Origin of the sequence: Legionella pneumophila subsp. fraseri, assembly GCF_000586315.1 — a bacterium.
Lineage (GTDB): Bacteria > Pseudomonadota > Gammaproteobacteria > Legionellales > Legionellaceae > Legionella > Legionella pneumophila_B.
The window spans coordinates 1-24575 of record NZ_JFIM01000024.1 but is presented as its reverse complement, the minus strand read 5'-3'; the positions used below and the strand labels follow the sequence as shown (position 1 = coordinate 24575).

Sequence of the window (24575 nt, the reverse complement as noted above, 5' to 3'; positions counted from 1 at the left end):
AAGGAGGATCAAGTGGTTGATTTTGATAAACCTATCTCAAAAAATGACATTCTCACCAGCTTATTAATAATCGCGGATTTAAACAAACCATCTCTAAATCAAACTATTTCCTGGGAGCAAGCTCTCGAATCATTTTTATCACTTAATGATCCACTTATTAAAACAGAAATATTTATAAAATGGCTCAGTCAATTAAATCCTGATGAACTTCAATCCTCCACAGAGATATCTCTCCTTTTGAAACACCTTGCCGAGCAAAAGTTGCTCCCCTACACTCTCAAAAAGATATTGATTCAACAAGAAAACTTCACTACCTCTCAAATCAATTGGCTTTGTGATCATTGTCTTATAGTTGCACCAGATCAAACGACTTTACCTGATATTATTAAACTCAGCTCATGGAGCTGGCTGGAGAATCATATGAAAAGAAATGAACTATTAAATTTTGATTTATTAAAAATAGCCATCTTAAATAAGGATTATTTAGCCAGCATCAACCATACCAAAGAAAGTCAGCTCGATTTTATCTATGCGTTAAACGCTAATAAATTTAACTACCAGCAAATACTGGAATTAATTGCTTTAGCACAGGACAGCCAGATTAAGTCATTATTAATTACCTGCCTATTAAGCAAAAAGGAGTACTTGGACAATTTAAAAGGCGAATCATTTCTAGCCCATTTAAGTCAAAGTGAATTTCACTCTCCCCCTCGGCTTAATGCCTTAATTCATCAATTAAACCTAAATTGTTTGACTGTGGGGCAAATAGAACTTCTCCAACCTGAGGCCTGCGTTACTCTGCTCTGTTCTATCCCTCATTTTCATCAATTGTCAGAAAAGCAAGTTGAAAAAATACTACTTAAATATCCAAAGCCTGACATGATTGCTTATTGGCTACATCATTATTCATCAAGGCCAAATGCACATTTTATTTTAGCCCATTTAATGAACCTGGTAGATGTTCATGTTGTAGACGAACTTAATAAAATGGATCCTACAAAAAAGGAATCCATTATTATGAATATGGTTGAACATCTCGAACTGTTTGATCCAACTCATCCTCTTTTGATCAACCAAAATGAAGAGAAACGACTAATTTCCGCTATTCAACGTTATCTCTATGGCCAACATCATGACGCTTATGTCACCTACATCAAGTTGTTGGTTTATAAATTATTAAGCCGTAATTACCAATTCTCACCTCAAGCGATGCAGCTCCTAATTTGTTTAAATAATCTCGAAGAATTTAAAGAGCTAAATAATAAAATTGCTTATCTGACCAATTACTACCTGCGGGCATCAGCACAATCCGGTGATTCAAGCTTGTTTTATAATGATTCTCGCATAAACATCACCAGCATGACGCAACTGGTCCAGTTAGCTGCAAAATTTCCAACTAAATCAAAAGAAAAAAGTCTTTTAAGCAGTCTCTTCTGTGGCATCAAATTAAGCGAAACCTCTGTAATTACACCCACCAATGATATACCTGAACATCCTTTAGTTAATAAATTAATAAAAAGCAAGAGAACAGTTAAATCGATAGATTATTTCTTAATGCATTTTAAAGGCGACAAGCAACTGCTTTCCAGGATCATTAATGATTATTTAGCTTACTATGTCCAAGAAGGATGCACTGAAATGCATCGACGTTCGATATACCATTTAATTGTTCTCATGTCTTTAAGCGATATATCCGCTTCTGTTAGAGAGGCTATATTTACCGCTTTTTTAAACTACCCTGAATTACATGATGAGCAAATTAATTTCTCGTTATTTGTCTATGATGCCAAAAAAACTATCCGGCATTTTGGGGCACAAGCTAGCGAAGACAGTTATACCAGAATTATTGATTTATGCGAGGGAGCTCTAAAAAAATTAAATCCCAATAGGCACAAGGAAATTATCAGTATAGCGACTCAAGCTTTAACTGAGGCAAAACTTGAGTTAAGTTTTGGTGAAAGTACCGGATTTATCGCTCAACTGATTACAAGAGTGAAACGATGTTGGTATTATGGCTGGACTGGATTTTTTTTCCCAAACCCACCTGCCTTTGTTGCAATAAGTGACACTCCAATAAAGCAAAACGAAAAAAAAGAACTCTCCTCTCTTCAACAAAGAAAATATTTCACTACCAAACTTGAAACAAATCTGTCGATTATCCTCGATGATATAAAATCAGGCTACACCCAACAAAAACTTAATGAATTAATTGAAGCATTGAATATCTTTTCCCTGCAACACAATCCAAAAAATGAGCTTAAAATCCGCCAAAAGCTTCATCGCTTATTCCACTATCTGTTATTAGAAAGCAAAAGCGACTTAACATTGGATGCCTGGCTTTTAAAAAATCAACCACTTTTAATCACGAATCGTTTTCGTTTATTAGAAATGCTATTAATGAAAGGAGCCCGCAATGAGGCGGAATCCTTACTTAAAGAATTCGATGAAGACTCTACTCATTTCAGCTCAATCAGCAAAGAGTTTACTCATTCTTTACCTGAGCAAAATCCGTTTAAGAGTGAATCGGTTTCTGCAAATCAAACTCCGGCGGCAACCATACTGGATACTGCAAATGAGTTGGCTACCAGCTTAAAAAGCACATTAGGCAACTTGGGAGTATTTTTTAGCAACAACATCATGGCAGCTATTTATCCAAATAATAAATCCACTCCCCAATCGACAACGACAATGATTTCACCTTGATTAATCTTCCGGCTGCGCATCTACAGCCGGATTGATTCATCTATCCTTTATAATAACCTGAAACAAACAACCGTTCTAAAATTTGGATCCTTCCTATTTAATCAACAGATATCACGCTCATCCGGTTGACCTATGAGGAATAATAGACCTAAAATTAAAAAGCATACTTAATTTATGGTTAAACAATGGACGAAAGGCGAAAATATTTTCGGCTAAAAAACCATGGCGAAATAAATGCCAGCTTAGACAATAATCCAATTGAGATTGTTGAAATCTCTTCCAATGGTGCTGTAGTAGTTAAGAAGAAAACTGATATTCCCAAAGAGGGAATTCTTAAATTACAAATCCATAACTTTATTGTGGAACTTAGCTATGAAGTAGTTCGAATTGAAGATAAAAACATAATTATTCATTTCACAAAGGAAGACGAGACTAATAGATTATTTTTGGTGCTCAAACGATTAAGAGACGAACGAAAAAATAAAATATAATGATTTGACAAAACCTCTCCATAAGAAGTCATTCCAATATACAAACATCTTCCTCATGATAGAGCGGTTTGGAGAAAGCATCTCTGTAAGAAAAGCAAGTATAAATCAAAAAGCATGAGCCCTGTTCATAAGAGTTTATTCTAAAGGTGAGTCATAGAGAGCCCTTTCATTTAAGAAAGCTTCCAGCGCTTGTGCATCCAATTCCACTGCTCCGGATGCGCCAAAATAATCTTTTCTAAAGCCTGATTATACGCCAAGGTATTTCGGTATAACGATTCTTGTGTGGTTTCATAATCTTTCCAGGGAATGGGATCATGAAACTCCAAAACATGCTTTCCATTGGGTAATCTATAGCTGGCCGCAGGTATAACTGGAATACCAGTGTGACGAGATATCGTTGCCAAACTTCTGTAGGTACCCGCTTTTTTGCCAAAAAACTCAACTGCTATCCCATCTCTGTTCACTAGAGATGCATGCTGATCCAATACGAAGATTACAGCATGATTTTGTTCTAGTGCAACACACACCTGTTCCAGAGAATTTTTTTTAGGAATAACATTTAGGCCAGCTTGATAGTAGTTTTTGAACATAATGCGTTCTATGAACTTAAATCGCAAAGTACGCCTGATAAAATGAAACTGTCCTTTGAATTCCTTGAAGTTTAATACACCTCCCAACGGCGCAAACTCCCAATTTCCAAAATGGCCGGTAACGACTAAAACTCCTTTTTTCTGTGCAACAACAGCCAACATTTTTTCATGGCCAAGTACTTCAACCTGATCTCGTAATTTTTTTTCACTCATGAAGCGTAACTGCAGTGCTTCTTTTAAAGATTTTGCAAGATGTGAGTAATAAGCTTTTGCCAAGCGTTTTTTTTGAGATTCATTCAATTGATCATTATAAACTTGGCTAATATTAGAAAAAATTAATCGACGCCTGTATGGCAAAAATCGATAAATAAAACGACCTGCCAGTGTAATGGGTAATGCTTCTATTTGCTGAGCTAAATTATTCACAAGCTTTGATCACCAAACATACATTCATACTGGCAAACCCTCTGTTGATCATCATGGCATAGGAATTAGATGTTATCTCTCTATGCTCACGACTTACCGATAAACCTTCACATGCTGGAGCAATTTGCTGAAAATTAGCGATCCCGGGAGCACATTTGGTTTCAAGGGCATAAGTAGTGAGAACCGCATCCAATACACCAGAGGCGCACAAAGTATGCCCCATAGACCATTTAAAAGCAGTCGCAGGAATTTCTTCTTGTTTGAATACTGATTTAATAGCCTGGGCTTCACTATCATCTGATTTACTGTTTCCGTTCCCATGGGTTACTATTATCCCTATTTCCTCGGAGTTTATTCCTGATGTGCTTAATGTCCGCCCCATCAATGAAGCCAAATGTTGCCCATCTGCTTCAATAGAAAATAATCCTGTTGCTTCAGTAGCGGATAAGCCACCAACTATCTCACCATAACAAGTCGCAGCTCTCGATTTGACGCTAGCTTCACTTTCCAATACAAGAGCAGCAGCACCTTCGGCAAGAATAGTCCCGTCATGCTCCTTATCAAAAGGCTTTAAATGACGATTGCTCACCACACCCAATTTTTCATAATAAAATAAACCCTGAGGTTCTGTGCCTATATCATAGGCAACAACGACTGCACGTTCTGCCTGCCCGCTACGTATGGCATGATACGCTTCCAAAATGGCTTGCGTACCGCCTACCGCATGATTCGTTACATTGTGATTTGGGCCTTTAAAACCATAGGTAATGCCTGTATAGGCAAGCACATTATTAGGCAAAATCCTCAATAACCACATGGGGTGCACTTCATCAAACAGCTGGTTTGCAAAGCTACGCATATCTCCATGGGTTTTAGCCAACAAAGGTATAAAGTCATATTGTTGAAAGTACTTATTTCCTGGAGAACCAACATAAATAGCGGTTTGTTCATTAAATGAGTCAACATCTGCAAGACTATCTCTATAAGCAATCATTTGGCTATGCTCTACAGCTTGCACTGCTGCGTTAATTCCCATTATATCCTGACGGGAAATCACTTTTATTAATTTTCTGTCAGGCAACATCCTGGAAGGTTGAAAATCCTTTATCTCCCCCCCCAATCGATGCGACCATTGAGATAATTCCCAAAAATTAATTTCAGCAATCCCCGATTGGCCTGAAATTATCGCATTCCAAGTTTCATCAGCAGTTGCACCAGAGGCAGTTAGAGCACTGCGACCCGTAATAAATACTCTATTCGCCTGACTCATTTATTTTGCCTCCTCGAATTCTGGATGCTTAAATAATAAGCAGCTATTAGAACCTCCAAAACCAAATGAATTGGATAAGACTACCCCTAAGGATTTTTCACGTGGGCCATCAACAACATAATCCAAATCACACTCCGGATCAGGTGTTTTTAAATTCGCTGTTTTAGGGATTTGCGCCTGCTCTATGGATTTAACAGACAACACCGCCTCTAGTGCGCCAGCGGCTGCGATTAAATGCCCTGTTTGACTCTTGGTAGAGCTAACAGGTAAATTGGCGATCCTGTCACCAAAGACCACTTTGATTGCATTCGTTTCACTTAAATCATTCATTTTAGTTGATGTGCCATGCGCATTAATATAATCGACATCTCGTGGCTGCACTCCGGCATCCTCCAACGCACGTTTAATCGCTTGAATAGCACCATCACCATTGGGATGTGAATCAGTTATTCGGTAGGAGCTCAAAGAATTCCCCTCCCCGGCCAATTCAGCATAGATTTTTGCCCCACGGGCTTTTGCTTTACTCCACTCCTCAAGAATCAAAAAGGCAGCCCCTTCACCCAGGACAAAACCATTGCGTGTCGCATCAAAGGGGCGACTTGCCGTTTGCGGAGTCTCATTATAAGTTGATAAGGCACCCAAAAGACAAAAGCTCGACAAACCCAAAGGATTAATCATGGAATCAAATCCACCTGCCAACATAAAATCTGCCTCGCCACGACGAATCACCTGCATTGCCAATCCCAATGCTTGGCCTCCTGAAGCACAGGCAGTATGGACAGAAGAGGCATAACCTGTAATCCCATATTGTTGTATTAATAAGGAAAGTCCAGAGTTTGAAGTAGTTTTACCAAAATCAACCAAATTATAAAAATCTCTGCTATTGGATTGCAGTTTTCCCCAATCAATTTCACCGTCTGTTGCACAGGTTTGTTGAAAACGCATTAAATATTCGAACTCGGCAGTCATCATTCCACTGCCAGTTACTATTCCCCACCGATCGGATGTCTGTCTGGTAGGAAATACAGAAGCATCCTCAAATGCTTGGCGTGCCGCCTCCAAGGCAAAATGAGTAAAAGACATGATAAACCGAGTATGTTTTCCCGAAATAGACGTATCAGGTGAAAAGTTTTTTACTTCCGCAGCAATAGTGGTAGGAAAAGCACTGGCATCAAACTGTTTGATATTATCTATGCCAGAATACCCGGCAATCAAATTGTTCCAGGTGGTGGATACATCATTCCCCAGAGGTGAAACAACCCCTAGACCTGTAATAGCAACGCGTCGTTTCATGACTTCATTTACCTTTTGGAATAAGCACTATGTCGACAACACAGACCCTCTTGCCATCAACCTCACACCTATATGACAGTATTAACTCATCATCCGTTTGTTCTTTTACTTTGACCTGGCAAACTACCACGTCTCCGGGATGAACAAATTCATTCATTTTAATTTTGCGTAATTCACTGATTTGATAGGGTCTATCATACTTTGCCCTAGCTATAAACTCTTTCGCCAAATTCAATTTACATTCGAGCAGTACCGTCATCGGTAGTACAGGCTTGTTTGGAAAATGATCCGGGAAATAAGATGCTGAACGAGTTATCCTTTTTTCAGCCATCAAGCTTATGCCTGGTTCACAAGCGAGGATTCTGTCAAATTGCATGGAAGAATTAATAGCTCCATAATTAAAGCAGCTTTCTTCTTTTAAAACAGGCAAATTCATGTCCACAATGGAAGACCAATCACCTGGTCGATAAATTTCTGCAAATTGCTGTATAACAGCCCCTGTGCTAATAAAATCAGTCATAGGCAACATGGGACCCAATGCGCCATCTATAGTAAAAATAATATCATTACCAACTTTAGCAATACTATGGTATTGAACTGCTCTTTCATCCAGCGCATCAATATTTGATTCAAGTAGTAAAGTTTCACCGACATAAGCAGGTCGATACAATCGAGCACTCGACACTACGCCAGCAACAGGCCTTGAAGTAAATTGATTATGTTGCATCACATTCCATGCTGCTAATTGCCCCAATGTTTCACCAATCAAAGAAGGCATAAAACAATGCCTTCCTTGATCATCAATGGTTAAATAAGCATCATCCCCTGTAACATGCTTTATCCCCTTAATCCATTCTCCTGGGGATAATTGTACAATGCGGTCAACAAATAAGAACCTCATCAGGCTACAGTTTCCATTGCTTGCTGCTGGGCTATAGCTGAAACAACCAGCTTGCAAAAAGTTTCTACGGTAAACAACATAGGAATTTCGTTCACTTTCATGTTTTGTTTAAACCGATCTGCCGGAACCTCACTCAAATAACTCTTTAAAGCCTGCAATCCTGATGCTGTTAAAATACCACCTTTCTCAAACTCATCTTCAGCCAGATCACCACGAGCATTTTTTTCCAACTGACCTCTGGGGATTTTAATCTTGAATTCTTTTTCCAATTGAAAAACCAAATCAAGAAAATCGATAGACTCGGCACCTAAATCCTCAATTAAACTACTATTTAAAGAAATTTCTTCTTCATCAATTACTAATACATCAGCAATAATTTCCCTAACCTTAGGGTAAACTTCAGCTACATTCATATTTTATCCTCTGAACCAACAAAGCTCGCAAAGCTTGAAATTATATCATAAAAATTACTTTTATCATCTACTACCCAACCTGACTATACCCTGCATCAACATATAAAGTATGTGCATTAATCATGGCTGCTTCAGGCAAACAAAGCAAATAGATAGCATTAGCCACATCGTCTGGTGTTAAAGCTCTGTCAGCCAAAGCATGAGCTTGATATTCATCCAATAACTGCTCTCTGTTTGGAAAATGCTTTAAAGCATCCGTATCGACTACACCGGCAGAAACAGTATTTACTGTAATACCATAAGTAGCCAGCTCCAAACTAAGCGAACGAACCAATGCTTCCAGAGCTGCTTTAGAGGCACCAATAAAAGCATAATTTGGAATTGCTCTTGATGCACCTAAACTGGATAACGCAATAACTCGACTATTTTTGGGCATTAAATCAAGACCTTCCGTAACCAGGTGATTCAAAGCCAGAGCATTCGTTTCCAAACACCAGCGCCAATGTTTAGTGGACATCTTCAAAGCGGGTTTTAATACTCCACTCGCTGCATTACTCACTAAAAAATTTAGGTGCTTAAAGTGCTCTCTGAATTGAGAGAACATTTCTTTAACAGATTGACAATCTGCTACATCAGCTTGTAAGGCAATTGCATTTCTGCCCATATCAGTTATTTCATCAATCAGGTTTTGTGCCTCATCAGAACTATTATAATAGACAATAGCAATATCACAGCCAGCACGCGCTAATTTTAATGCCGTCGCTTTTCCTATTCCCCGTGCCCCGCCCGTTATCAATCCTACCTTTCCTGAAAAAACTAATGAACTCATACAATAACCCTATAGTATAAAATCCCACCAAACTACCGTTAATCTGCTGTGCTGTCAATGGAAATATAAGTGGCCCATCAATCGGAATTTCATAATTTATCTTGTTTCCAAAGCACTTAATTTGTACCATCACCACACCGTATAATTTACACCTATAATGAATGAAGTATTCTTGGAACAAAACTGTTTTTCCTATAGCAGCAATATTCTCTTTTCGATTATTGGGATTGTTTTTACTTATCCCGGTATTCACTCTATATGCCAGTCACCTGAGAGGAGCTACTCCCACCCTAATTGGCTTGGCTTTGGGTAGCTATGGATTGGCTCAAGGATTACTGCAAATCCCTTTTGGCATGCTTTCAGATAAAATAGGCAGAAAACCTATGATTGCCATAGGTCTTTTGCTGTTCGCTGGTGGAAGTTTGTTAGGAGCAATAACCAATTCAATTGGCGGAATGATAGCTGCCAGAATTCTGCAGGGTGCTGGTGCCATAGGTAGCGTGTTAATTGCTCTTCTTGCTGATTTAACGCTGGATGAACAACGCACAAAGGCAATGGCTGTAGTAGGGATAACTATTGGAACATCATTTAGCCTCGCGATGATAATTAGCCCGGCTCTTACCCACTACTATGGATTATCAGGGGTATTCTATCTCACGGCAGTTTTAGCCGTTCTCGGGATTATGATACTTTATCTAATCATTCCTAACCCTTCAAAAGAGCAGTTTCATGCTGATAGCGAACCTAACTTATCTCTAATCAAACCTGTAGTAACAGATCAACATTTACAACGCCTTAATTTCGGTATTTTTTGTCAGCATTTCATTCTTACAGCAACTTTTTTTGCTATACCCATGCTTTTAAAGTATCAAATTGAGAATGGACAATTGCACCAGCAATGGCACTTTTATTTGCCGCTGATGGTATTCTCGTTTGTTTTAATGGTACCTTTTATCATTATTTCAGAAAGAAAGAAGCGCTTAAAGACTGTATTTATTGTATCTGTACTACTTAGCATGCTCTCACAGGGTTTATTGGTACTCACATCAAAAAACTGGTATTGGCTATGTGCCTTAATGTTTTTGTATTTCATTTCTTTCAACGTTCTTGAAGCAACATTACCCTCGTTAGTATCAAAACAGGCTAACCCTGCCAGTAAAGGGACTGCCATGGGTATTTATTCAACGAGTCAATTTCTAGGAATTTTTTTTGGAGGTTCTTTAGCCGGTATTCTTTATCAATGGCATGGTAACCAGGCTATTTTTTTACTTAACATGATGCTGGGCTTTCTATGGCTGATTGTTTCACTGAGCATGAAATCTAATGTTTATTTTTCTACCTTAATTTTGCCTTTTACTGCAAAAAATGAAGAATCAAAATTAATAGTTGAACAGCTTTTAAAAGTACCTGGCATTAAGGAAGTTATTTGGTCCAAAGGTGAAAATACACTATATGTTCGAGTGGATAATCAAGAATATTTTACAGGAAGCGCTGAAAAAATTCTTCACCAGTCTAAAATTTAACAATAACCCATTCGCATTGAGCCGCTACGAAATAACTTGTAAATTATGTATAATGCCAAACTAACTTTCGCATACAGGAGATCATTTCGATGGCAAGAGGTATTAATAAAGTTATACTGGTAGGTAATGTAGGCGCTGATCCTGAGGTACGTTATTTACCCAATGGAAATGCTGTAACTACACTTTCAGTTGCCACCAGTGAAACATGGAAGGACAAAACGACTGGTGAAAAGCAGGATAGAACCGAATGGCACAGGGTCGTATGCTTTAATCGTCTGGGAGAAATAGCCGGTGAATATATTCGCAAAGGTTCCAAGCTCTATGTTGAAGGAAGCTTAAGAACAAGAAAATGGCAGGATCAGCAGGGCCAAGATAGATATACAACTGAAATCATTGCATCTGATATTCAAATGCTTGATAGCAAAGGAAATAGTACCTCAAATTACGACGACATGCCTTCATTTCAGGGGACCTCCTCTCCTCAACAAGCCCCAACAAAAAATCACTCAGCATCCGCTGCATCTACCGCACAAGATGCTTTTGATGAACTAGACGATGACATACCTTTTTAAATGATTAAAATAAAAAGCCCGCATTAACGCGGGCTCAACATATACAGCGTATATATATAATCTATAATTTACTCTTCTGTATCATCACTAGCAACGGGTCTATCCATTAATTCAACTATAGCCATAGGGGCATTATCACCATCCCTATACCCACATTTAATAATACGGATATACCCACCAGGTCGCTTTGCAAAACGCGGACCTAAATCAGTAAATAATTTACCTACCGCTGATTTAGAGCGCAGAATGTTAAAAGCACGTCTACGTGATGCTACTGAATCAGATTTGCTAACTGTGATCAAAGGTTCGATATATCGACGTAAATCCTTTGCCTTGGGCAAAGTTGTTCTAATCAACTCATGCTCAATCAAAGAACAACACATGTTAGAAAACATGGCCTTACGGTGGCTACTTGTACGGCTAAAACTACGGCCGGAATTACGGTGACGCATAACAAAGACTCCTAAATATTACTCGCCAAGGTTTGCTGGCGGCCAATTCTCAAGTTTCATACCCAGCGATAATGATCGCGATGCTAAAACATCTTTAATTTCAGTTAGTGATTTCTTACCAAGATTAGGTGTCTTTAATAATTCACTTTCTGTTCTTTGAACCAAATCGCCTATATAATGAATATTTTCAGCTTTCAAACAATTAGCTGATCGAACTGTTAACTCCAAATCATCTACTGAACGTAATAAAACAGGATCAAAATCATTGCGTTCCTTATTGTCAGTACGTGATTCTTCAAATTTCATATCAACAAAGGCATGAAGTTGTCTTTGTAGTATACTAGCGGATATTCTTATTGCTTCTTCAGCATCAATTGTACCGTTAGTTTCCAATTCAATTGTAAGTTTATCTAAATCAGTCCTGTTTTCAACCCGTGCACTGTCAACAAAATAAGCCACTTTTTTCACAGGAGAAAAACTGTTATCAATCTTTAATTTTCCAACAGTTTTTTTCTCAATTTCATCATCATGATAGCGAACAAATGCATCGGTATTATGAAACCCAATCCCTCTTTCAACTTTTAGGGTCATGTTCAATTTACCCTTTTCATTGAGATTGGCAATAACAAGTTCAGGATTAATAATTTCCTGACCATGAGTCAGCTGAATATCTCCAGCTGTAACTTGACACGGCCCCTCTTTATTGAGTGTAACCTGTGCTTCATCTCCCACAGTCAATTTGATAGCAACTGATTTTAGGTTAAGTAACAAATCAACTACATCTTCTTGAACCCCTTCAATAGTACTATATTCATGCAATACACCATCGATAGAAGCTTCAGTAATGGCACTTCCAGGCATAGATGACAATAAGATTCTTCTCAAAGCATTGCCGAGGGTGTGACCAAAACCTCGCTCCAAAGGTTCTAAAACTATTCGAGCTTTATAGGGCGACTCGGCCTGTACCTTAAGAACCTTAGGCGTCAACATTTCATTGATTTCAGTATACATTCAGCTATCTCTCCGAGCTTACTTAGAGTAAAGTTCTACAACAAGGTTTACGTTGTAGTCTGAAGATAAGTCCATTAACGTTGGAGCTGTAGAAAATGTGCCTTTAAAAGAAGCAGTATCTACAGTAATCCAATCACAGGGGGCTCTTTGTTCAGATAAAGCTAAAGCAGCTTGAATACGACCTTGGTTTTTAGCCTTTTGCCGAACTGATACAGTATCCCCAGGATTAACCAGAAAAGAAGGAACGTTAACTACTTTATCATTTACAAGAATTGCCTTGTGTGCAACAAGCTGTCTAGCTTCAGCACGTGTGCTGGCAAAACCCATACGATATACAACATTATCTAAACGTCTTTCCAAAAGAGCCATTAAATTTTCACCAGTAGAGCCCTTTTGTCTAGCCGCCTTTTTATAATAATTACTGAATTGCTTTTCAAGAATTCCATAAAGTCTTCTAATCTTCTGTTTCTCTCTAAGCTGAATTCCATAGCTATTTAAACGAGGTTTTTTATCACCATGCTGTCCAGGTAACTTTTCAGATTTACACTTGGATTTATGATCACGAACCCCACTTTTAAGTAACAAATCACAACCTTCACGACGTGATAATTTACATTTAGGACCAAGATATCTAGCCATTAATTACTCCTGAGTCTTACACACGACGTTTTTTAGGTGGCTTACAACCATTATGTGGTATGCCAGTAACATCGGTAATTTCAACAATTTTAAAATCCTGGGTTATTAATTCACGAATAGTAGATTCACGACCAGGACCAGGACCATGCACAAATACTGCAACAGATTTCATACCATATTCTTTAGCAACAGCAGCAGCTCGCTCAGTTGCAACTTGCGCAGCATAAGGAGTACTTTTTCTAGAACCTCTGAATCCAGAACCACCAGAAGTTGCCCAACATAATGCATTACCTTGTCTATCTGTAAAGGTAACTATAGTATTATTGAAAGATGCATGTATGTGTACTATGCCATCAGACACTACACGTTTTACCTTTTTTCGTGTTTTTTGCTGCTTTGACTTTGTTATTGCCATCTTTTATTTTCCTACATGAAAAATCAACTACTAGTGCCTTTTCTACGGCCTTTTCTGGTACGAGCATTAGTTTTCGTACGCTGTCCGCGCAACGGCAATCCTCTTCTGTGCCTTAATCCTCTATAACAACCAAGGTCCATTAACCTTTTTATGTTCATCGTTACAACACGTCGAAGATCACCCTCTACAGTAATTTTTGCAATTTCAGTTCTCAATGCTTCCAGTTGAGCGTCTGACAATTGAGAAACTTTAACTGAAGGATCTATATCAACTGTTTGACATAACTTTAATGATGTTGTTTTACCAATACCATAAATTGCTGTTAAAGCGATTACCACATGTTTATGATCAGGTATATTAACTCCTGCAATACGAGCCATTAGTTTCTCCGAACGTTATTTGTTCTGTCGAAAGGGACAGAAGGATACTATTTTAATAAAATAAAATCAAGCTGATATTAACCTTGCTTTTGTTTATGACGGGCATCCTTACAAATTACTCGTATAGTGCCACTTCTTTTTATTATTTTACAATTGCGACAAATTCGCTTTACTGATGCTCTTACTTTCATTCCTAACTCCGATAAATCATAGCAGACCAGGTAACTTAGTACCTCTAAAATTCGCCTTTTTTAATAAAGAATCATATTGCTGGGTCATTAAATGAGCTTGTACCTGTGCTACAAAATCCATAATAACAACAACTATAATCAGCAATGAAGTTCCACCAAAATAAAATGGAACATGCCATGTATACATTAGAATTTGTGGTAACAAACACACCAATACTAAGTAAATAGCTCCAACCAATGTTAACCGAGTCATAACTGAATCAATATACTTAGTTGTTTGTTCTCCTGGTCGAATTCCAGGAATATATGCTCCTGATTTCTTCAGGTTATCCGCTGTATCCTTAGGATTAAATACTAAAGCAGCATAAAAGAAAGCAAAGAACAAAATAGCTGCAGCATACACTATCAAATACAAGGGTTGACCTGGCGATAGTGCCATTCCCACATCAGATAACCAACCCAGCCCTTTAGTTTGCGAAAAAAATTGCGCTAACGTTGCTGGTAATAAAATAATGCTAGATGCAAAAATTGGTGGAATTACACCTGACATATTTATTTTTAATGGTAAATGACTTGTTTGTGCTGCATATACCTTCCTACCTTGCGTTCTCTGTGCATAATTAACACGAATTCGCCGTTGAGCACGCTCCATAAATACTACAAAACCAGTAACTACTACTACTACTACTGCAATTACAACCAAAGTGAGGGCTTGCATCTGACCTTCTTTAACTTGTTGAAGAACAGACCCTATAGCATTTGGCATACTAGAAACAATTCCAGAAAAAATAATTAATGAAATTCCATTACCAACACCTTTTTCTGTAATTTGCTCACCCAACCACATTAAAAACATTGTACCTGTAACCAAAGTTACAACAGCAGTAAAATAGAATGAGAAATCCGGCTGCATCGCAATTTGCTGACTAGCCAGCCATCTCGCCATACCCATAGACTGGAATATAGACAATAGCAATGTTAAATATCTGGTATATTGATTTATTTTTCTGCGACCAGACTCCCCCTCTTTTTTTAGCTGCTCCAATTTAGGAGAAACTACAGAAAACAGTTGGATAATAATTGATGCAGAAATATAAGGCATAATACCGATAGCAAAGACTGTCACTCGGGACAATGCTCCACCAGAAAACATATTAAACAAGCCAAATATGGTGTTTTGTTGTTCACTAAAAAAATTAGCTAATTTTGCAGGATCTAATCCTGGAACAGGTATATGAGCACCTAATCTGTACACTAATATGCCCAGGACAACAAACATCAACCTTGACTTTAGTTCGGCTAATCCACCACGTGGTTTACTACCGTTATGCTTTTGGTTTTTCATAGTCACTCTTCTATACTACCGCCTAAACTCTCAATAGCAGAACGAGCTCCCTTTGTGACTCTTAAACCCTTAAGCTTAATAGCTGCTGTCAGCTCGCCAGATAAAATTATTTTTACATCTTTAATTGAGTTATTAATTAAGCCTGCTTTACGTAAAGCAAGTAAATCAATGACTTCATCATTCAATTTTGCAAGTTCGCCTAAACTCACTTCATCTATGGTTCGACCTACTCTAGACTTAAACCCCATCTTGGGTAATCGTCTTTGGATAGGCATTTGACCACCTTCGAAATTAATTTTGTGGTAACCACCTGCTCTTGATTTTTGACCTTTGTGACCTTTACCACATGTCTTGCCCAATCCAGAACCAATACCTCTGCCCACCCGCCTTCTTGAGGGCCTAGAGCCTGGATCTGGTGATAGTGTATTTAAATTCATTATGCACTCTCCTCAACCAACAACAGGTAATTAATTTCGTTCACAAGTCCACGAATTGCAGGAGTATCACTATGTACCACACTTGAATTTGTTTTACCTAAACCCAGCTGTTTGGCTATAGCAACATGCTTTGGTTTTCTGCCTATTGTGCTTTTAACCAAGGTTATTTTAATTTTTTTTCCCATAATTAGCCTGCCATTACTTCTTCAACTGTTTTTCCACGTTTGGCTGCTACATAGTCCGGTGTACCAACATGTGTCAATGCACCAATAGTTGCACGAACAATGTTACTTGGATTGGTAGAACCAATGCTCTTTGCAAGAATATTTTGCACACCCAATACTTCCAACACGGCACGCATAGCACCACCAGCAATAATTCCTGTACCTTCACTTGCTGGCTTCATAAATACCTTAGAAGCACCATAGTTCCATGTAATCTCGTGGAATATTGTAGTGCCTGAAAGAGGTATATAGACCATATTCTTCTTGGCTTGGTCCATAGCTTTTTGAATTGCTATTGGAACTTCTCTAGCCTTTCCTCTTCCAAACCCAACTTTACCCTTTCCGTCACCTACAACCACTAAAACAGCAAAACCAAAAACTCGCCCACCTTTTACAACTTTAGCCGTACGAGTTACCGATACCAACTTCTCTTGGTATCCATCTGACTTGGGTAATTCATCGAATGACATAATCGTTCCTTAAAAATCTAATCCGGCTTCGCGTGCACTCTCGGCAAGTGCTTTAACTCGGCCATGATATTTATAACCTGCTCGGTCAAATGCAACTTGAGTAATACCTGCTGCCTTAGCACGTTTACCCAATAGTTGACCAACTAAACTGGCTTGTTCAACTTTACTTTTTCCAGTCAAACTGGATCTTAATTCTTTATCTATAGAAGAGGATGCTACCAATACCTTATCGCCAAGTTGATCTGACTTGACAATCTGAGAATAAATATGCACACCACTTCGATACACAACTAATCTTGAGCGCCCTGATTTACGTATTAAGGCTTTGGCTTTTAATCCACGTCTATGTCGTGCGTTTTGCTTATTCATAGTTAACACCTTATTTCTTCTTAGCTTCTTTTCGAGCAATCTGCTCTCCAGCATATCTAACACCCTTTCCTTTATAGGGCTCTGGTGGTCTAAAAGCTCTAATTTCAGAAGCTATTTGTCCAAGAACTTGCTTATCAACGCCCTTTAGTAGAATTGTTGTATTATTAGGAGTTTCTACTGTTACACCCTTTGGTAATTCATATTCAATAGAGTGTGAATATCCTAATGACAAACTAATTGATTTGTCCTTAGACTGAGCTCTATATCCTACACCAACCAACTCTAGTGTGACCGTATATCCCTCAGTAACTCCTTGAACCATGTTTCTTACCAAGGCTCTAGCTGTACCGGCTTGTGCCCATCCCATTGGATCATTAGAAGCAGGTGAAAACTCTATTTTATTTGATTCCTTACTATGTTGAATATTAACCAATTTATTAATTTTTTGAGTTAATATTCCCTTTGGGCCCTTTACAGTGATTACTCCATCAACAAATGTTACATCAACATTTGGTGAATGAATTACTGGGGCCTTTGCTACTCTAGACATATCATTCCTCGCAAGTATTAAGCCACTTCACAAATGACTTCGCCACCAACACCTTTTACTTTTGCTGATACATGGGTCATTATACCTTTAGACGTAGAAAGAATAGCTACACCAAATCCAGGTATTGAATGCAAATCCTTGTATGATTTATATACCCTTAAACCTGGACGACTAATGCGCTTAATAAATTCAATTACTGGCCTTCCATGATAATACTTTAATTTTAAAGTAATGGATTTTAGACCATTTGGTAATGTTTCAATAAAAAAATCTTGTATATATCCTTCTTCTTTTAAAACTCGCGCTATTTCTTCCTTTAACTTAGAAGAAACCAAAGTTACTTGCTGATGTTTCGCTTGTTGACCATTTCTAATTCTAGTCAGCATATCAGCAATTGGATCATGCATACTCACAATTATTCTCCAATAAAATAGTTTACCAGCTTGATTTTCTACCGCCAGGGACATTGCCCACCATAAGCTGTTGTCTTAAACAAATTCTGCAAAGATTAAACTTGCGATAAACTGCGTGTGGTCTTCCACATTGCTTGCATCGAGTAACATAGCGAACAGGATTTGAATTAACTGGTAATTTTGCTAGTTTTGCCTGACTTTCCATTATTACCTGGAAATCATCAGATGATTTAATCAATTGTTTTAATTCGTTTCTGCGCTGTCTGTACTTTTCTACCAGCTTCGCACGCTTTGACTCTCGCATCAGCATTGATTTTTTAGCCACAATTTCACCCTTTTATTTTCTATCTTTGTCTTTCAGTGGAAGATTAAATGCTTCTAATAAAGCTTTAGCTTCTTCATTTGTTTTAGCACTTGTTGTAATACAAATATCTAAACCTCTTATTCCATCAGTTTTATCATAGTCAATCTCTGGAAACACGATTTGCTCATGTATTCCCATGCTGTAGTTTCCTGTTCCATCGAAAGATTTTGGATTTAAACCACGAAAATCTCTTACACGAGGTAAAGTAATAGATATTAATCTATCTAGAAACTCATACATGCGTTCTCGTCTGAGTGTTACTTTACAGCCAATTGGCCATCCTTCTCTGATTTTAAAGCCTGCTATTGATTTTCTTGCCTTTGTGATGACAGGTTTCTGACCAGAAATCAGCGTCATGTCTTCAATGGCATGATTCATAACTTTTTTGTCACCAACAGCTTCTCCAACTCCCATATTCAGAGTTATTTTAAGAATCCTGGGAACTTCCATCACACTCGAATAGTTGAACCGTTTCATCATCATAGTGACGACGTCTTTCTTATAAAATTCTTTAAGTCTCGCCATTTCAATCACCTAACTCTATATACGGTCAATTATTTCATTGTTAGATTTATAATATCTAACCTTTTTGCTAACGCCATTATTCTCAAGATATTTAAAGCCAACCTTATCAGCCTTTTTTGTAACAGGATTGTAGTGAGCAACATTTGAAACGTGCAATGGAGCTTCACGCGCAATGATTCCACCCTTATTTTCAGGCTTTTGTGGATTAGGTTTAATATGTTTTTTAATTAGATTTCCACCTTCCACTACTACGGCATCATCAATTACTCTTAGAACCTTACCTATATGACCTTTACTTTTACCGGCAATAATAATTACTTCATCGCCTGATTTAATACGTTTCATATCTAATCCTTCTCACAAAACCTCAGCGGCAAGAGAAATTATCTTCATAAATCTTTCTCTTAACTCACGTGTAACAGGGCCAAATATACGTGTACCTATCGGCTCGTTTTGGTTGTTTAAAAGAACTGCTGCATTATCATCAAATCGAATCAATGAACCATCATCTCTTCGAACACCTTGAGCAGTTCTAACCACTACCGCTCTCATTACAGCCCCTTTTTTTACTTTACTTCTTGGTATAGCATCTTTCACGCTTACTTTAATTACATCACCTACACGGGCATACCGTCTGTGTGATCCACCAAGTACTTTAATACACATTACTTTACGTGCTCCGCTATTATCAGCTACTTCAAGCACTGTCTGCATTTGGATCATTTTTCTCTCCAGATCTAATTTCGACCAGAAAAAGGCTGCTGATTATATCAGGCCTTTTAGGGTTTTAAAAGTAAAACAATTAAGTTACTTATGAAATTACTTCGACTAATACCCAGCTTTTCGTTTTAGAGAGTGGTCGTGACTCACGGATTTTTACGGTATTACCAACTCGGCAAACTTGATTTTCATCATGTGCATGTAGTTTAGTTCTTCGCTTCATGATTTTCCCATACTTTGGATGTTTCACAGTACGTTCAATCATAACTACAATAGTTTTATCCATTTTGTCGCTAACTACTTTTCCAATCATTGTTCTGGCATTTGATTCACTATTAGTAGACATTTCACTTACCTGCCTTTTCAGTCAAGATTGTTTTAACTTTTGCCACTGACTTACGCACCATAGTGATCAGATGTGTTTTATCTAGTGAGCCGCTTGCTTTTTTCATTCGTAAATTAAATTGATCTTTACGTAATGAAAGCAATTCATTTTGCAATTCTTCAACTGACATATTGCGCAATTCATCTATTTTTTTCATTACATTACCGTCCGCTCTTCAAACATCACTTTGAAAGGAAGTTTTGCTTTTGCAAGGTCAAATGCTTCCATTGCAAGTTCTTTACTAACACCTTCCATTTCAAATAAAACCTTACCTGGCTGTATTTGGGCCACCCAATACTCTACACTTCCCTTACCTTTACCTTGTCTTACTTCAAGTGGTTTTTGTGTGATTGGTTTGTCTGGAAATACCCTAATCCAGATTTTACCACCACGCTTTATATGTCTTGTCATAGCTCTTCGCGCTGCTTCAATTTGTCTAGCAGTTAAACGTCCACGCTCTATAGCCTTCAGACCGAACTCACCGAAACTAATTTTGCTACCACGAAGAGCCAATCCTCTATTACGACCCTTCATCTGCTTTCGGTACTTAGTACGCTTTGGTTGTAACATAATTTCAAATCCTCACTCACTGGGCGCTTTCTGTTGATCTTTTCTTTTGTGGGAGAATTTCACCCTTAAAGATCCAGACTTTTACACCAATAATTCCGTAGGTGGTTTTAGATTCAGCGGTACCATAATCAATATCAGCTCTAAAAGTATGTAAAGGTACCCTTCCTTCTCTGTACCATTCGCTTCTTGCAATTTCGGCACCACCCAACCTTCCACTTACACAAATTTTAATACCTTTTGCCCCAGCTTTTAGAGCAGAGGTAACAGCACGCTTCATAGCTCGTCTGAACATAACTCGTTGCTCTAACTGCTGAGCAATACCTTCAGCCACCAAAGTAGCATCCAATTCAGGCTTTTTCACTTCTTCAATATTCAGATGAACTGGCACACCAAGGTTATCTGAAATTTCCTTGCGCAGTGTTTCAATTCCACCGCCCTTTTTGCCAATAATAACTCCTGGCCTTGCTGTTAAGATAGTTACAACAGCATTATTAGCTGGTCGCTCTATAAGAATCTTGCTAACGGCAGCAGCCATTAATTTCTTTTTTAGATCGTTTCGAAGTTTTATATCCTGAATTAAAAATTCAGCATATCGCTTTCCTGCAAACCATTTAGAGTTCCAATCTTTAATTATTCCAAGGCGTATACCTATTGGGTTTACTTTTTGTCCCATTGCTATTCCTCGTCAGACACTTTAATAGTTATATGGCAGGTACGTTTGCAAATTCTATTTGCTCTACCCTTAGCTCTGGGACTAATACGTTTTAAAGTTGTTGCTTCATCAACGCATACCATGCCTACTTTTAGATCATCAATATCTGCACCATTATTATTTTCAGCATTGGCGATAGCTGACTCTAATAATTTAAGCATTAATTTAGCACCCTTTTTTGGTGTAAACTTGAGGACATCAAGCGCACCAGATACATTCATATTACGTATCATATCGGCTACTAATCTACCCTTTTGTGCGGATAAAGGAGCACCTTTTAATTTAGCTGTTACTTCCATCATATCCTCTTACTTACCTTTAGCCTTTCTGTCCCCAGAGTGGCCCTTGAATGTACGAGTCATGGCAAACTCACCTAATTTATGACCAACCATATTATCTGTAATAAACACAGGAACGTGGTCTTTGCCGTTATGTACAGCAATCGTTAAATCAATCATTTCAGGAACGATTGTAGAACGTCTAGACCATGTTTTAATTGGCTTTTTTGATTTTGATTCGATTGCAGCTTCTACCTTGCTGATCAAATGATGGTCAATGAATGGACCTTTTCTAATTGAACGAGCCACTTGATATCCTCTTATTAATTATTTCTTCTTACGCCCTCTGACAATAAAAGTGTCAGTACGCTTGTTACTTCTAGTTTTATAGCCTTTTGTAGGTAATCCCCATGGAGACACAGGATGACGCCCACCTGATGTTCGCCCTTCACCACCACCATGTGGATGATCAACAGGGTTCATAGCAACACCTCGAACAGTAGGTCGTATTCCTCTCCATCGTTTAGCACCAGCTTTACCTAATGCTCTTAAATTGTGCTCACTATTACTTACTTCTCCAATTACAGCTCGGCATAAAACATGGATCTTGCGCATCTCACCTGAGCGTAATCTTAAAGTTGCATAAACACCTTCTTTTGCAACAAGTTGCCCACTGCAACCAGCACTTCTAAGCATTTGTGCACCCTTACCAGGCTTCATTTCAACACAATGAATTGTTGTACCTACAGGTATATTTTTAAGTGGCAGACAGTTGCCAACACTAATGGGTGAATCAGCACCACTTTGAATTGTAGCTCCGACTTCTAAATTTGAAGGAGCTATGATGTAGCGCTTTTCACCATCCTTGTAGGATATCAGCGCAATTAGGGCAGTTCTGTTTGGATCATATTCCAATCTCTCAACACGACCTAATATACCATCCTTGTTGCGTTTAAAGTCTATGACTCGATACTTTTGACGCTGTCCACCACCAATATGTCGAACAGTTATTCGACCTTGATTATTTCTTCCACCTGTCTTTTTTAGTTTTTCAACTAATGCAGCATGTGGCTTTCCTTTATAGATATTGTGATGTACAACACGTATTTCACCTCGTTTTCCGGGTGAAGTCGGTTTAGATTTTAATAGTGCCATCTTTATCTGCCTTATTCAGTAACTGTAAAGTCAATATCTTGGTCTGCATGAAGAGAGACAAATGCCTTCTTCCAGTCACTTCGCTTTCCACTGGTTTGTTTAAAGCGTTTCGATTTACCCTTCACATTGACAACAGATACACTCTTAACTTTTACATTAAATATATGTTCAACTGCTAATTTAATTTCAGTCTTAGTCGCATTTTTCAGTACTTTGAAAGTGAACTGTTTAAACTTATCCGCCATGACAGTTGCTTTTTCAGAAGTATGTGGTTCTCTAAGAACCATCATCAATCTCTCAGCGTTCATTGTAACTGTTCCTCAATTTTTTTAATTGCAGCTTCTGTAACAACAACCTTTTCAAATCTTAGTAAGGAAACAGGATCTATAGTTGTAACATCACAGATATCATAATCAATTAGGTTTCTTGAACCAAGGTATTCATTTTCACCAACTTCACTCATTATAATCAGAGCATTGTTTATATCCATCTGATTCATTTTTTTGAGAAAATCCTTGGTTTTGTGATTATCGCATTGGAAATCACTAACAACTACCAAATTGCCAGTACGACAAAGTTCGGAGATTATACTACGTAATGCACGTTTGTACATTTTTTTATTAAGCTTTTGCGAATAATCTCTTTTTTTAGAAGCAAATGTTACCCCACCACTTCGCCATAAGGGGCTGCGGATTGTTCCTGCTCGAGCTCGACCTGTTCCTTTTTGGTTCCAGGGTTTTTTACCACCACCACTAACTTCAGAGCGAGTTTTCTGAGCACTATTACCGCTTCGCGCATTGTTCATGAAAGTAACTACTGCCTGATGAACTAAGCCTTCGTTGTAAGTATAAGCAAATACTTCTTTATTGAGCTTTAATTTTGACTTTGTATCTATTGTAGTAATTTCCATCACTCACCTCGTGCTTGCTTTTTGACTGCAGGCTTAATTTCTACTCTAGAACCTGGAGCACCAGGAATTGCACCTTTAATGAGCAGTAAATTTCTCTCAGAGTCGACTTTTACCAATTCCAGACTTTGAACTGTACATCGTGCATTACCCATGTGACCGGCCATCTTTTTTCCTTTAAAAACACGACCTGGAGTTTGGTTTTGTCCTATAGACCCAGGCACTCGATGTGATCTTGAGTTACCATGTGATGCATCTTGAGTTCTAAAATTATATCGTTTTACAGTTCCAGCAAAACCCTTACCTTTAGTCAAACCTGACACATCTACATATTGCCCGGCAGTGAAGACATCAGCAACAGATATAACTTGTCCTGGTGTAAATGCATCCTCTGAATCCACATGAAATTCAACTTGCATATCCCCAGCATCGATTTGTGCTTTAGCAAAATGACCAGCCATTGGCTTGCTCACTTTACTGGATTTTTTTGTTCCACCAGTTAATTGCACAGCTGAATAACCATCATTCGCTGCTGTTTTTACCTGAGAAACGCGATTCGGCTGAACCTCAACAACAGAAACAGGAACCGAAATTCCTTCTGGTGTGAAGACGCGCGTCATACCGATCTTACGGCCTAATAAACCGATCATCATTGTAACACCTCTTTAATATCCTTTGCCTTAATAATTAGTCATCAAGGCTTATCTGAACATCAACCCCGGCAGCCAAATCCAATTTCATTAAAGCATCTACAGTTTTTTCAGTTGGATGAACAATAACGACCAGGCGTTTATGAGTACGTAATTCATATTGATCTCTAGCATCTTTGTTTACATGCGGTGAAGTCAATACAGTAAATTTTTCTTTTCTGATAGGCAATGGAATTGGCCCACGTATTTGTGCGCCAGTTCTTTTTGCTGTATCAACGATTTCTCGAGTTGATAGATCAATCAACCGATGATCAAAGGATTTTAATCTTATTTTAATATTTTGATTGCTACTCATTTTTTTTACTCGATTATTTTAGCGACTACACCGGCGCCAACTGTTCG

Annotated in this window: 38 protein-coding genes; 4 read left to right on the top strand and 34 right to left on the bottom strand. The window is 38.2% G+C overall.

Annotated elements, in window-relative coordinates; genetic code table 11:
* The first annotated feature begins 12 nt into the window (after positions 1-12).
* On the top strand, positions 13-2703 hold the full coding sequence (locus CC34_RS0106290) for a hypothetical protein (RefSeq protein ID WP_028379255.1): 2691 nt from the start codon (positions 13-15) through the stop codon (positions 2701-2703).
* 185 nt (positions 2704-2888) lie between these two features.
* Positions 2889-3194: a PilZ domain-containing protein gene (locus CC34_RS0106285; protein WP_028379254.1), complete on the top strand. Its 306-nt coding sequence runs from the start codon at positions 2889-2891 to the stop codon at positions 3192-3194.
* Between the two features lie 170 nt (positions 3195-3364).
* Here the strand turns inward: CC34_RS0106285 and CC34_RS0106280 are convergent, their stop codons facing one another.
* The 6 genes from CC34_RS0106280 to fabL all read right to left on the bottom strand — a co-directional run bounded on the left by CC34_RS0106280 (position 3365) and on the right by fabL (position 8916).
* Positions 3365-4210, bottom strand: a complete 846-nt coding sequence (locus CC34_RS0106280) for a lysophospholipid acyltransferase family protein (protein WP_028379253.1) — start codon at positions 4208-4210, stop codon at positions 3365-3367.
* Positions 4203-5480, bottom strand: a complete 1278-nt coding sequence (locus CC34_RS0106275) for a beta-ketoacyl-[acyl-carrier-protein] synthase family protein (RefSeq protein ID WP_028379252.1) — start codon at positions 5478-5480, stop codon at positions 4203-4205. The genes CC34_RS0106280 and CC34_RS0106275 overlap by 8 nt, the downstream gene beginning before the upstream one ends.
* Positions 5481-6773, bottom strand: a complete 1293-nt coding sequence (locus CC34_RS0106270) for a beta-ketoacyl-[acyl-carrier-protein] synthase family protein (RefSeq protein WP_028379251.1) — start codon at positions 6771-6773, stop codon at positions 5481-5483.
* Positions 6774-6777: 4 nt separating this feature from the next.
* Positions 6778-7674, bottom strand: coding sequence for a 3-hydroxyacyl-ACP dehydratase FabZ family protein (locus CC34_RS0106265; RefSeq protein ID WP_028379250.1), 897 nt, complete (start codon positions 7672-7674; stop codon positions 6778-6780).
* A complete protein-coding gene (locus CC34_RS0106260) occupies positions 7674-8087 on the bottom strand; it encodes an acyl carrier protein (protein ID WP_027223439.1) in 414 nt (137 codons plus the stop codon). Before CC34_RS0106260 ends, CC34_RS0106265 begins: the two co-directional genes overlap by 1 nt.
* 70 nt (positions 8088-8157) lie before the next feature.
* The gene (gene fabL / locus CC34_RS0106255) at positions 8158-8916 is read right to left on the bottom strand and encodes an enoyl-[acyl-carrier-protein] reductase FabL (protein ID WP_028379249.1); all 759 of its coding nucleotides are present in this window, start codon (positions 8914-8916) and stop codon (positions 8158-8160) included.
* A gap of 161 nt (positions 8917-9077) precedes the next feature.
* Between fabL and CC34_RS0106250 the strand changes: the two genes are divergently transcribed.
* Both CC34_RS0106250 and ssb read left to right on the top strand, forming a co-directional pair.
* Complete coding sequence (locus tag CC34_RS0106250) at positions 9078-10439, top strand: MFS transporter (protein ID WP_028379248.1); 1362 nt, start codon at positions 9078-9080, stop codon at positions 10437-10439.
* 89 nt (positions 10440-10528) lie between these two features.
* Positions 10529-11011 carry a single-stranded DNA-binding protein gene (gene ssb / locus CC34_RS0106245; RefSeq protein WP_027228973.1) on the top strand — a complete coding sequence of 161 codons (483 nt, stop codon included), beginning with the start codon at positions 10529-10531 and terminating at the stop codon, positions 11009-11011.
* Positions 11012-11079: 68 nt separating this feature from the next.
* On the opposite strand, the gene rplQ is transcribed toward ssb, so the two are convergent.
* From rplQ to rpsJ, 28 genes are all read right to left on the bottom strand, one after another.
* Positions 11080-11463 (bottom strand): 50S ribosomal protein L17, encoded by a 384-nt coding sequence (rplQ, locus tag CC34_RS0106240; RefSeq protein ID WP_027223435.1) that lies wholly within the window; start codon positions 11461-11463, stop codon positions 11080-11082.
* 18 nt (positions 11464-11481) lie between these two features.
* Positions 11482-12474: a DNA-directed RNA polymerase subunit alpha gene (locus CC34_RS0106235; RefSeq protein WP_027228975.1), complete on the bottom strand. Its 993-nt coding sequence runs from the start codon at positions 12472-12474 to the stop codon at positions 11482-11484.
* A gap of 18 nt (positions 12475-12492) precedes the next feature.
* A complete protein-coding gene (gene rpsD, locus CC34_RS0106230) occupies positions 12493-13113 on the bottom strand; it encodes a 30S ribosomal protein S4 (RefSeq protein WP_027228976.1) in 621 nt (206 codons plus the stop codon).
* A gap of 16 nt (positions 13114-13129) precedes the next feature.
* Positions 13130-13528, bottom strand: a complete 399-nt coding sequence (rpsK, locus tag CC34_RS0106225; RefSeq protein ID WP_010946101.1) for a 30S ribosomal protein S11 — start codon at positions 13526-13528, stop codon at positions 13130-13132.
* 23 nt (positions 13529-13551) lie between these two features.
* Positions 13552-13908 (bottom strand): 30S ribosomal protein S13, encoded by a 357-nt coding sequence (gene rpsM / locus CC34_RS0106220; protein ID WP_027228977.1) that lies wholly within the window; start codon positions 13906-13908, stop codon positions 13552-13554.
* Between the two features lie 77 nt (positions 13909-13985).
* A complete protein-coding gene (gene rpmJ / locus CC34_RS1000000116965) occupies positions 13986-14099 on the bottom strand; it encodes a 50S ribosomal protein L36 (RefSeq protein WP_010946099.1) in 114 nt (37 codons plus the stop codon).
* A gap of 16 nt (positions 14100-14115) precedes the next feature.
* Positions 14116-15444: a preprotein translocase subunit SecY gene (secY, locus tag CC34_RS0106215; protein WP_027223431.1), complete on the bottom strand. Its 1329-nt coding sequence runs from the start codon at positions 15442-15444 to the stop codon at positions 14116-14118.
* 2 nt (positions 15445-15446) lie between these two features.
* Positions 15447-15881, bottom strand: coding sequence for a 50S ribosomal protein L15 (rplO, locus tag CC34_RS0106210; protein ID WP_027228978.1), 435 nt, complete (start codon positions 15879-15881; stop codon positions 15447-15449).
* A complete protein-coding gene (gene rpmD / locus CC34_RS0106205; protein ID WP_010946096.1) occupies positions 15881-16066 on the bottom strand; it encodes a 50S ribosomal protein L30 in 186 nt (61 codons plus the stop codon). Before rpmD ends, rplO begins: the two co-directional genes overlap by 1 nt.
* Before the next feature lie 2 nt (positions 16067-16068).
* Positions 16069-16575 carry a 30S ribosomal protein S5 gene (gene rpsE, locus CC34_RS0106200; protein WP_027228979.1) on the bottom strand — a complete coding sequence of 169 codons (507 nt, stop codon included), beginning with the start codon at positions 16573-16575 and terminating at the stop codon, positions 16069-16071.
* A gap of 9 nt (positions 16576-16584) precedes the next feature.
* Complete coding sequence (rplR, locus tag CC34_RS0106195; protein ID WP_027228980.1) at positions 16585-16944, bottom strand: 50S ribosomal protein L18; 360 nt, start codon at positions 16942-16944, stop codon at positions 16585-16587.
* A 10-nt stretch (positions 16945-16954) separates the two neighbouring features.
* Entirely contained in the window at positions 16955-17494 is a 540-nt protein-coding gene (gene rplF / locus CC34_RS0106190) for a 50S ribosomal protein L6 (protein WP_027228981.1), read from the bottom strand.
* Positions 17495-17511: 17 nt separating this feature from the next.
* Entirely contained in the window at positions 17512-17901 is a 390-nt protein-coding gene (gene rpsH / locus CC34_RS0106185) for a 30S ribosomal protein S8 (protein ID WP_014326634.1), read from the bottom strand.
* 28 nt (positions 17902-17929) lie between these two features.
* Positions 17930-18232 carry a 30S ribosomal protein S14 gene (gene rpsN / locus CC34_RS0106180; protein WP_027223425.1) on the bottom strand — a complete coding sequence of 101 codons (303 nt, stop codon included), beginning with the start codon at positions 18230-18232 and terminating at the stop codon, positions 17930-17932.
* Between the two features lie 12 nt (positions 18233-18244).
* On the bottom strand, positions 18245-18796 hold the full coding sequence (gene rplE / locus CC34_RS0106175; protein WP_027228982.1) for a 50S ribosomal protein L5: 552 nt from the start codon (positions 18794-18796) through the stop codon (positions 18245-18247).
* Positions 18797-18811: 15 nt separating this feature from the next.
* Entirely contained in the window at positions 18812-19141 is a 330-nt protein-coding gene (gene rplX, locus CC34_RS0106170; RefSeq protein WP_027228983.1) for a 50S ribosomal protein L24, read from the bottom strand.
* Positions 19142-19153: 12 nt separating this feature from the next.
* Positions 19154-19519: a 50S ribosomal protein L14 gene (gene rplN, locus CC34_RS0106165; RefSeq protein ID WP_010946088.1), complete on the bottom strand. Its 366-nt coding sequence runs from the start codon at positions 19517-19519 to the stop codon at positions 19154-19156.
* A gap of 88 nt (positions 19520-19607) precedes the next feature.
* Positions 19608-19862: a 30S ribosomal protein S17 gene (rpsQ, locus tag CC34_RS0106160; protein ID WP_010946087.1), complete on the bottom strand. Its 255-nt coding sequence runs from the start codon at positions 19860-19862 to the stop codon at positions 19608-19610.
* A 1-nt stretch (position 19863) separates the two neighbouring features.
* A complete protein-coding gene (gene rpmC, locus CC34_RS0106155) occupies positions 19864-20058 on the bottom strand; it encodes a 50S ribosomal protein L29 (protein WP_010946086.1) in 195 nt (64 codons plus the stop codon).
* A complete protein-coding gene (gene rplP, locus CC34_RS0106150; protein WP_027228984.1) occupies positions 20058-20471 on the bottom strand; it encodes a 50S ribosomal protein L16 in 414 nt (137 codons plus the stop codon). Before rplP ends, rpmC begins: the two co-directional genes overlap by 1 nt.
* Before the next feature lie 16 nt (positions 20472-20487).
* Entirely contained in the window at positions 20488-21144 is a 657-nt protein-coding gene (rpsC, locus tag CC34_RS0106145) for a 30S ribosomal protein S3 (protein ID WP_010946084.1), read from the bottom strand.
* A gap of 2 nt (positions 21145-21146) precedes the next feature.
* Positions 21147-21482, bottom strand: a complete 336-nt coding sequence (rplV, locus tag CC34_RS0106140) for a 50S ribosomal protein L22 (RefSeq protein WP_010946083.1) — start codon at positions 21480-21482, stop codon at positions 21147-21149.
* Positions 21483-21491: 9 nt separating this feature from the next.
* Positions 21492-21770 (bottom strand): 30S ribosomal protein S19, encoded by a 279-nt coding sequence (gene rpsS, locus CC34_RS0106135; protein ID WP_010946728.1) that lies wholly within the window; start codon positions 21768-21770, stop codon positions 21492-21494.
* An 18-nt stretch (positions 21771-21788) separates the two neighbouring features.
* Positions 21789-22616 (bottom strand): 50S ribosomal protein L2, encoded by an 828-nt coding sequence (gene rplB, locus CC34_RS0106130; RefSeq protein WP_027228985.1) that lies wholly within the window; start codon positions 22614-22616, stop codon positions 21789-21791.
* Between the two features lie 11 nt (positions 22617-22627).
* Positions 22628-22924 (bottom strand): 50S ribosomal protein L23, encoded by a 297-nt coding sequence (gene rplW / locus CC34_RS0106125; RefSeq protein WP_011213009.1) that lies wholly within the window; start codon positions 22922-22924, stop codon positions 22628-22630.
* Positions 22921-23526 (bottom strand): 50S ribosomal protein L4, encoded by a 606-nt coding sequence (rplD, locus tag CC34_RS0106120; protein WP_027223419.1) that lies wholly within the window; start codon positions 23524-23526, stop codon positions 22921-22923. Before rplD ends, rplW begins: the two co-directional genes overlap by 4 nt.
* Positions 23526-24176 carry a 50S ribosomal protein L3 gene (gene rplC, locus CC34_RS0106115; protein WP_161513089.1) on the bottom strand — a complete coding sequence of 217 codons (651 nt, stop codon included), beginning with the start codon at positions 24174-24176 and terminating at the stop codon, positions 23526-23528. The genes rplD and rplC overlap by 1 nt, the downstream gene beginning before the upstream one ends.
* Positions 24177-24210: 34 nt before the next feature.
* Positions 24211-24528, bottom strand: a complete 318-nt coding sequence (rpsJ, locus tag CC34_RS0106110) for a 30S ribosomal protein S10 (RefSeq protein WP_010946077.1) — start codon at positions 24526-24528, stop codon at positions 24211-24213.
* Positions 24529-24575: the final 47 nt, after the last annotated feature.

Excerpts from the sequence above, each read along its gene's own strand:
- rpsE (WP_027228979.1), bottom strand. The coding sequence starts at position 16,575 with ATGTCATTCGATGAATTACCCAAGTCAGATGGATACCAAGAGAAGTTG.
- rpmJ (WP_010946099.1), bottom strand. The coding sequence starts at position 14,099 with ATGAAAGTAAGAGCATCAGTAAAGCGAATTTGTCGCAATTGTAAAATA.
- rplQ (WP_027223435.1), bottom strand. The coding sequence starts at position 11,463 with ATGCGTCACCGTAATTCCGGCCGTAGTTTTAGCCGTACAAGTAGCCAC.
- rpsM (WP_027228977.1), bottom strand. The coding sequence starts at position 13,908 with ATGGCTCGTATTGCAGGAGTTAATATACCTGATCATAAACATGTGGTA.
- CC34_RS0106275 (WP_028379252.1), bottom strand. The coding sequence starts at position 5,480 with ATGAGTCAGGCGAATAGAGTATTTATTACGGGTCGCAGTGCTCTAACT.
- rplO (WP_027228978.1), bottom strand. The coding sequence starts at position 15,881 with ATGAATTTAAATACACTATCACCAGATCCAGGCTCTAGGCCCTCAAGA.
- rpsD (WP_027228976.1), bottom strand. The coding sequence starts at position 13,113 with ATGGCTAGATATCTTGGTCCTAAATGTAAATTATCACGTCGTGAAGGT.
- rpsK (WP_010946101.1), bottom strand. The coding sequence starts at position 13,528 with ATGGCAATAACAAAGTCAAAGCAGCAAAAAACACGAAAAAAGGTAAAA.
- CC34_RS0106270 (WP_028379251.1), bottom strand. The coding sequence starts at position 6,773 with ATGAAACGACGCGTTGCTATTACAGGTCTAGGGGTTGTTTCACCTCTG.
- CC34_RS0106250 (WP_028379248.1), top strand. The coding sequence starts at position 9,078 with ATGAAGTATTCTTGGAACAAAACTGTTTTTCCTATAGCAGCAATATTC.
- rpsJ (WP_010946077.1), bottom strand. The coding sequence starts at position 24,528 with ATGAGTAGCAATCAAAATATTAAAATAAGATTAAAATCCTTTGATCAT.
- rplR (WP_027228980.1), bottom strand. The coding sequence starts at position 16,944 with ATGAATAAGCAAAACGCACGACATAGACGTGGATTAAAAGCCAAAGCC.
- CC34_RS0106265 (WP_028379250.1), bottom strand. The coding sequence starts at position 7,674 with ATGAGGTTCTTATTTGTTGACCGCATTGTACAATTATCCCCAGGAGAA.
- rpmC (WP_010946086.1), bottom strand. The coding sequence starts at position 20,058 with ATGAAAAAAATAGATGAATTGCGCAATATGTCAGTTGAAGAATTGCAA.
- rplD (WP_027223419.1), bottom strand. The coding sequence starts at position 23,526 with ATGGAAATTACTACAATAGATACAAAGTCAAAATTAAAGCTCAATAAA.
- secY (WP_027223431.1), bottom strand. The coding sequence starts at position 15,444 with ATGAAAAACCAAAAGCATAACGGTAGTAAACCACGTGGTGGATTAGCC.
- rplE (WP_027228982.1), bottom strand. The coding sequence starts at position 18,796 with ATGGCGAGACTTAAAGAATTTTATAAGAAAGACGTCGTCACTATGATG.
- rpmD (WP_010946096.1), bottom strand. The coding sequence starts at position 16,066 with ATGGGAAAAAAAATTAAAATAACCTTGGTTAAAAGCACAATAGGCAGA.
- rplP (WP_027228984.1), bottom strand. The coding sequence starts at position 20,471 with ATGTTACAACCAAAGCGTACTAAGTACCGAAAGCAGATGAAGGGTCGT.
- rpsC (WP_010946084.1), bottom strand. The coding sequence starts at position 21,144 with ATGGGACAAAAAGTAAACCCAATAGGTATACGCCTTGGAATAATTAAA.
- CC34_RS0106285 (WP_028379254.1), top strand. The coding sequence starts at position 2,889 with ATGGACGAAAGGCGAAAATATTTTCGGCTAAAAAACCATGGCGAAATA.
- fabL (WP_028379249.1), bottom strand. The coding sequence starts at position 8,916 with ATGAGTTCATTAGTTTTTTCAGGAAAGGTAGGATTGATAACGGGCGGG.
- ssb (WP_027228973.1), top strand. The coding sequence starts at position 10,529 with ATGGCAAGAGGTATTAATAAAGTTATACTGGTAGGTAATGTAGGCGCT.
- rpsQ (WP_010946087.1), bottom strand. The coding sequence starts at position 19,862 with ATGTCTACTAATAGTGAATCAAATGCCAGAACAATGATTGGAAAAGTA.
- CC34_RS0106235 (WP_027228975.1), bottom strand. The coding sequence starts at position 12,474 with ATGTATACTGAAATCAATGAAATGTTGACGCCTAAGGTTCTTAAGGTA.
- rplB (WP_027228985.1), bottom strand. The coding sequence starts at position 22,616 with ATGGCACTATTAAAATCTAAACCGACTTCACCCGGAAAACGAGGTGAA.
- rplC (WP_161513089.1), bottom strand. The coding sequence starts at position 24,176 with ATGATGATCGGTTTATTAGGCCGTAAGATCGGTATGACGCGCGTCTTC.
- rplW (WP_011213009.1), bottom strand. The coding sequence starts at position 22,924 with ATGAACGCTGAGAGATTGATGATGGTTCTTAGAGAACCACATACTTCT.
- rplX (WP_027228983.1), bottom strand. The coding sequence starts at position 19,141 with ATGAAACGTATTAAATCAGGCGATGAAGTAATTATTATTGCCGGTAAA.
- rplV (WP_010946083.1), bottom strand. The coding sequence starts at position 21,482 with ATGGAAGTAACAGCTAAATTAAAAGGTGCTCCTTTATCCGCACAAAAG.
- rplN (WP_010946088.1), bottom strand. The coding sequence starts at position 19,519 with ATGATCCAAATGCAGACAGTGCTTGAAGTAGCTGATAATAGCGGAGCA.
- rpsH (WP_014326634.1), bottom strand. The coding sequence starts at position 17,901 with ATGCATGATCCAATTGCTGATATGCTGACTAGAATTAGAAATGGTCAA.
- rplF (WP_027228981.1), bottom strand. The coding sequence starts at position 17,494 with ATGTCTAGAGTAGCAAAGGCCCCAGTAATTCATTCACCAAATGTTGAT.
- CC34_RS0106260 (WP_027223439.1), bottom strand. The coding sequence starts at position 8,087 with ATGAATGTAGCTGAAGTTTACCCTAAGGTTAGGGAAATTATTGCTGAT.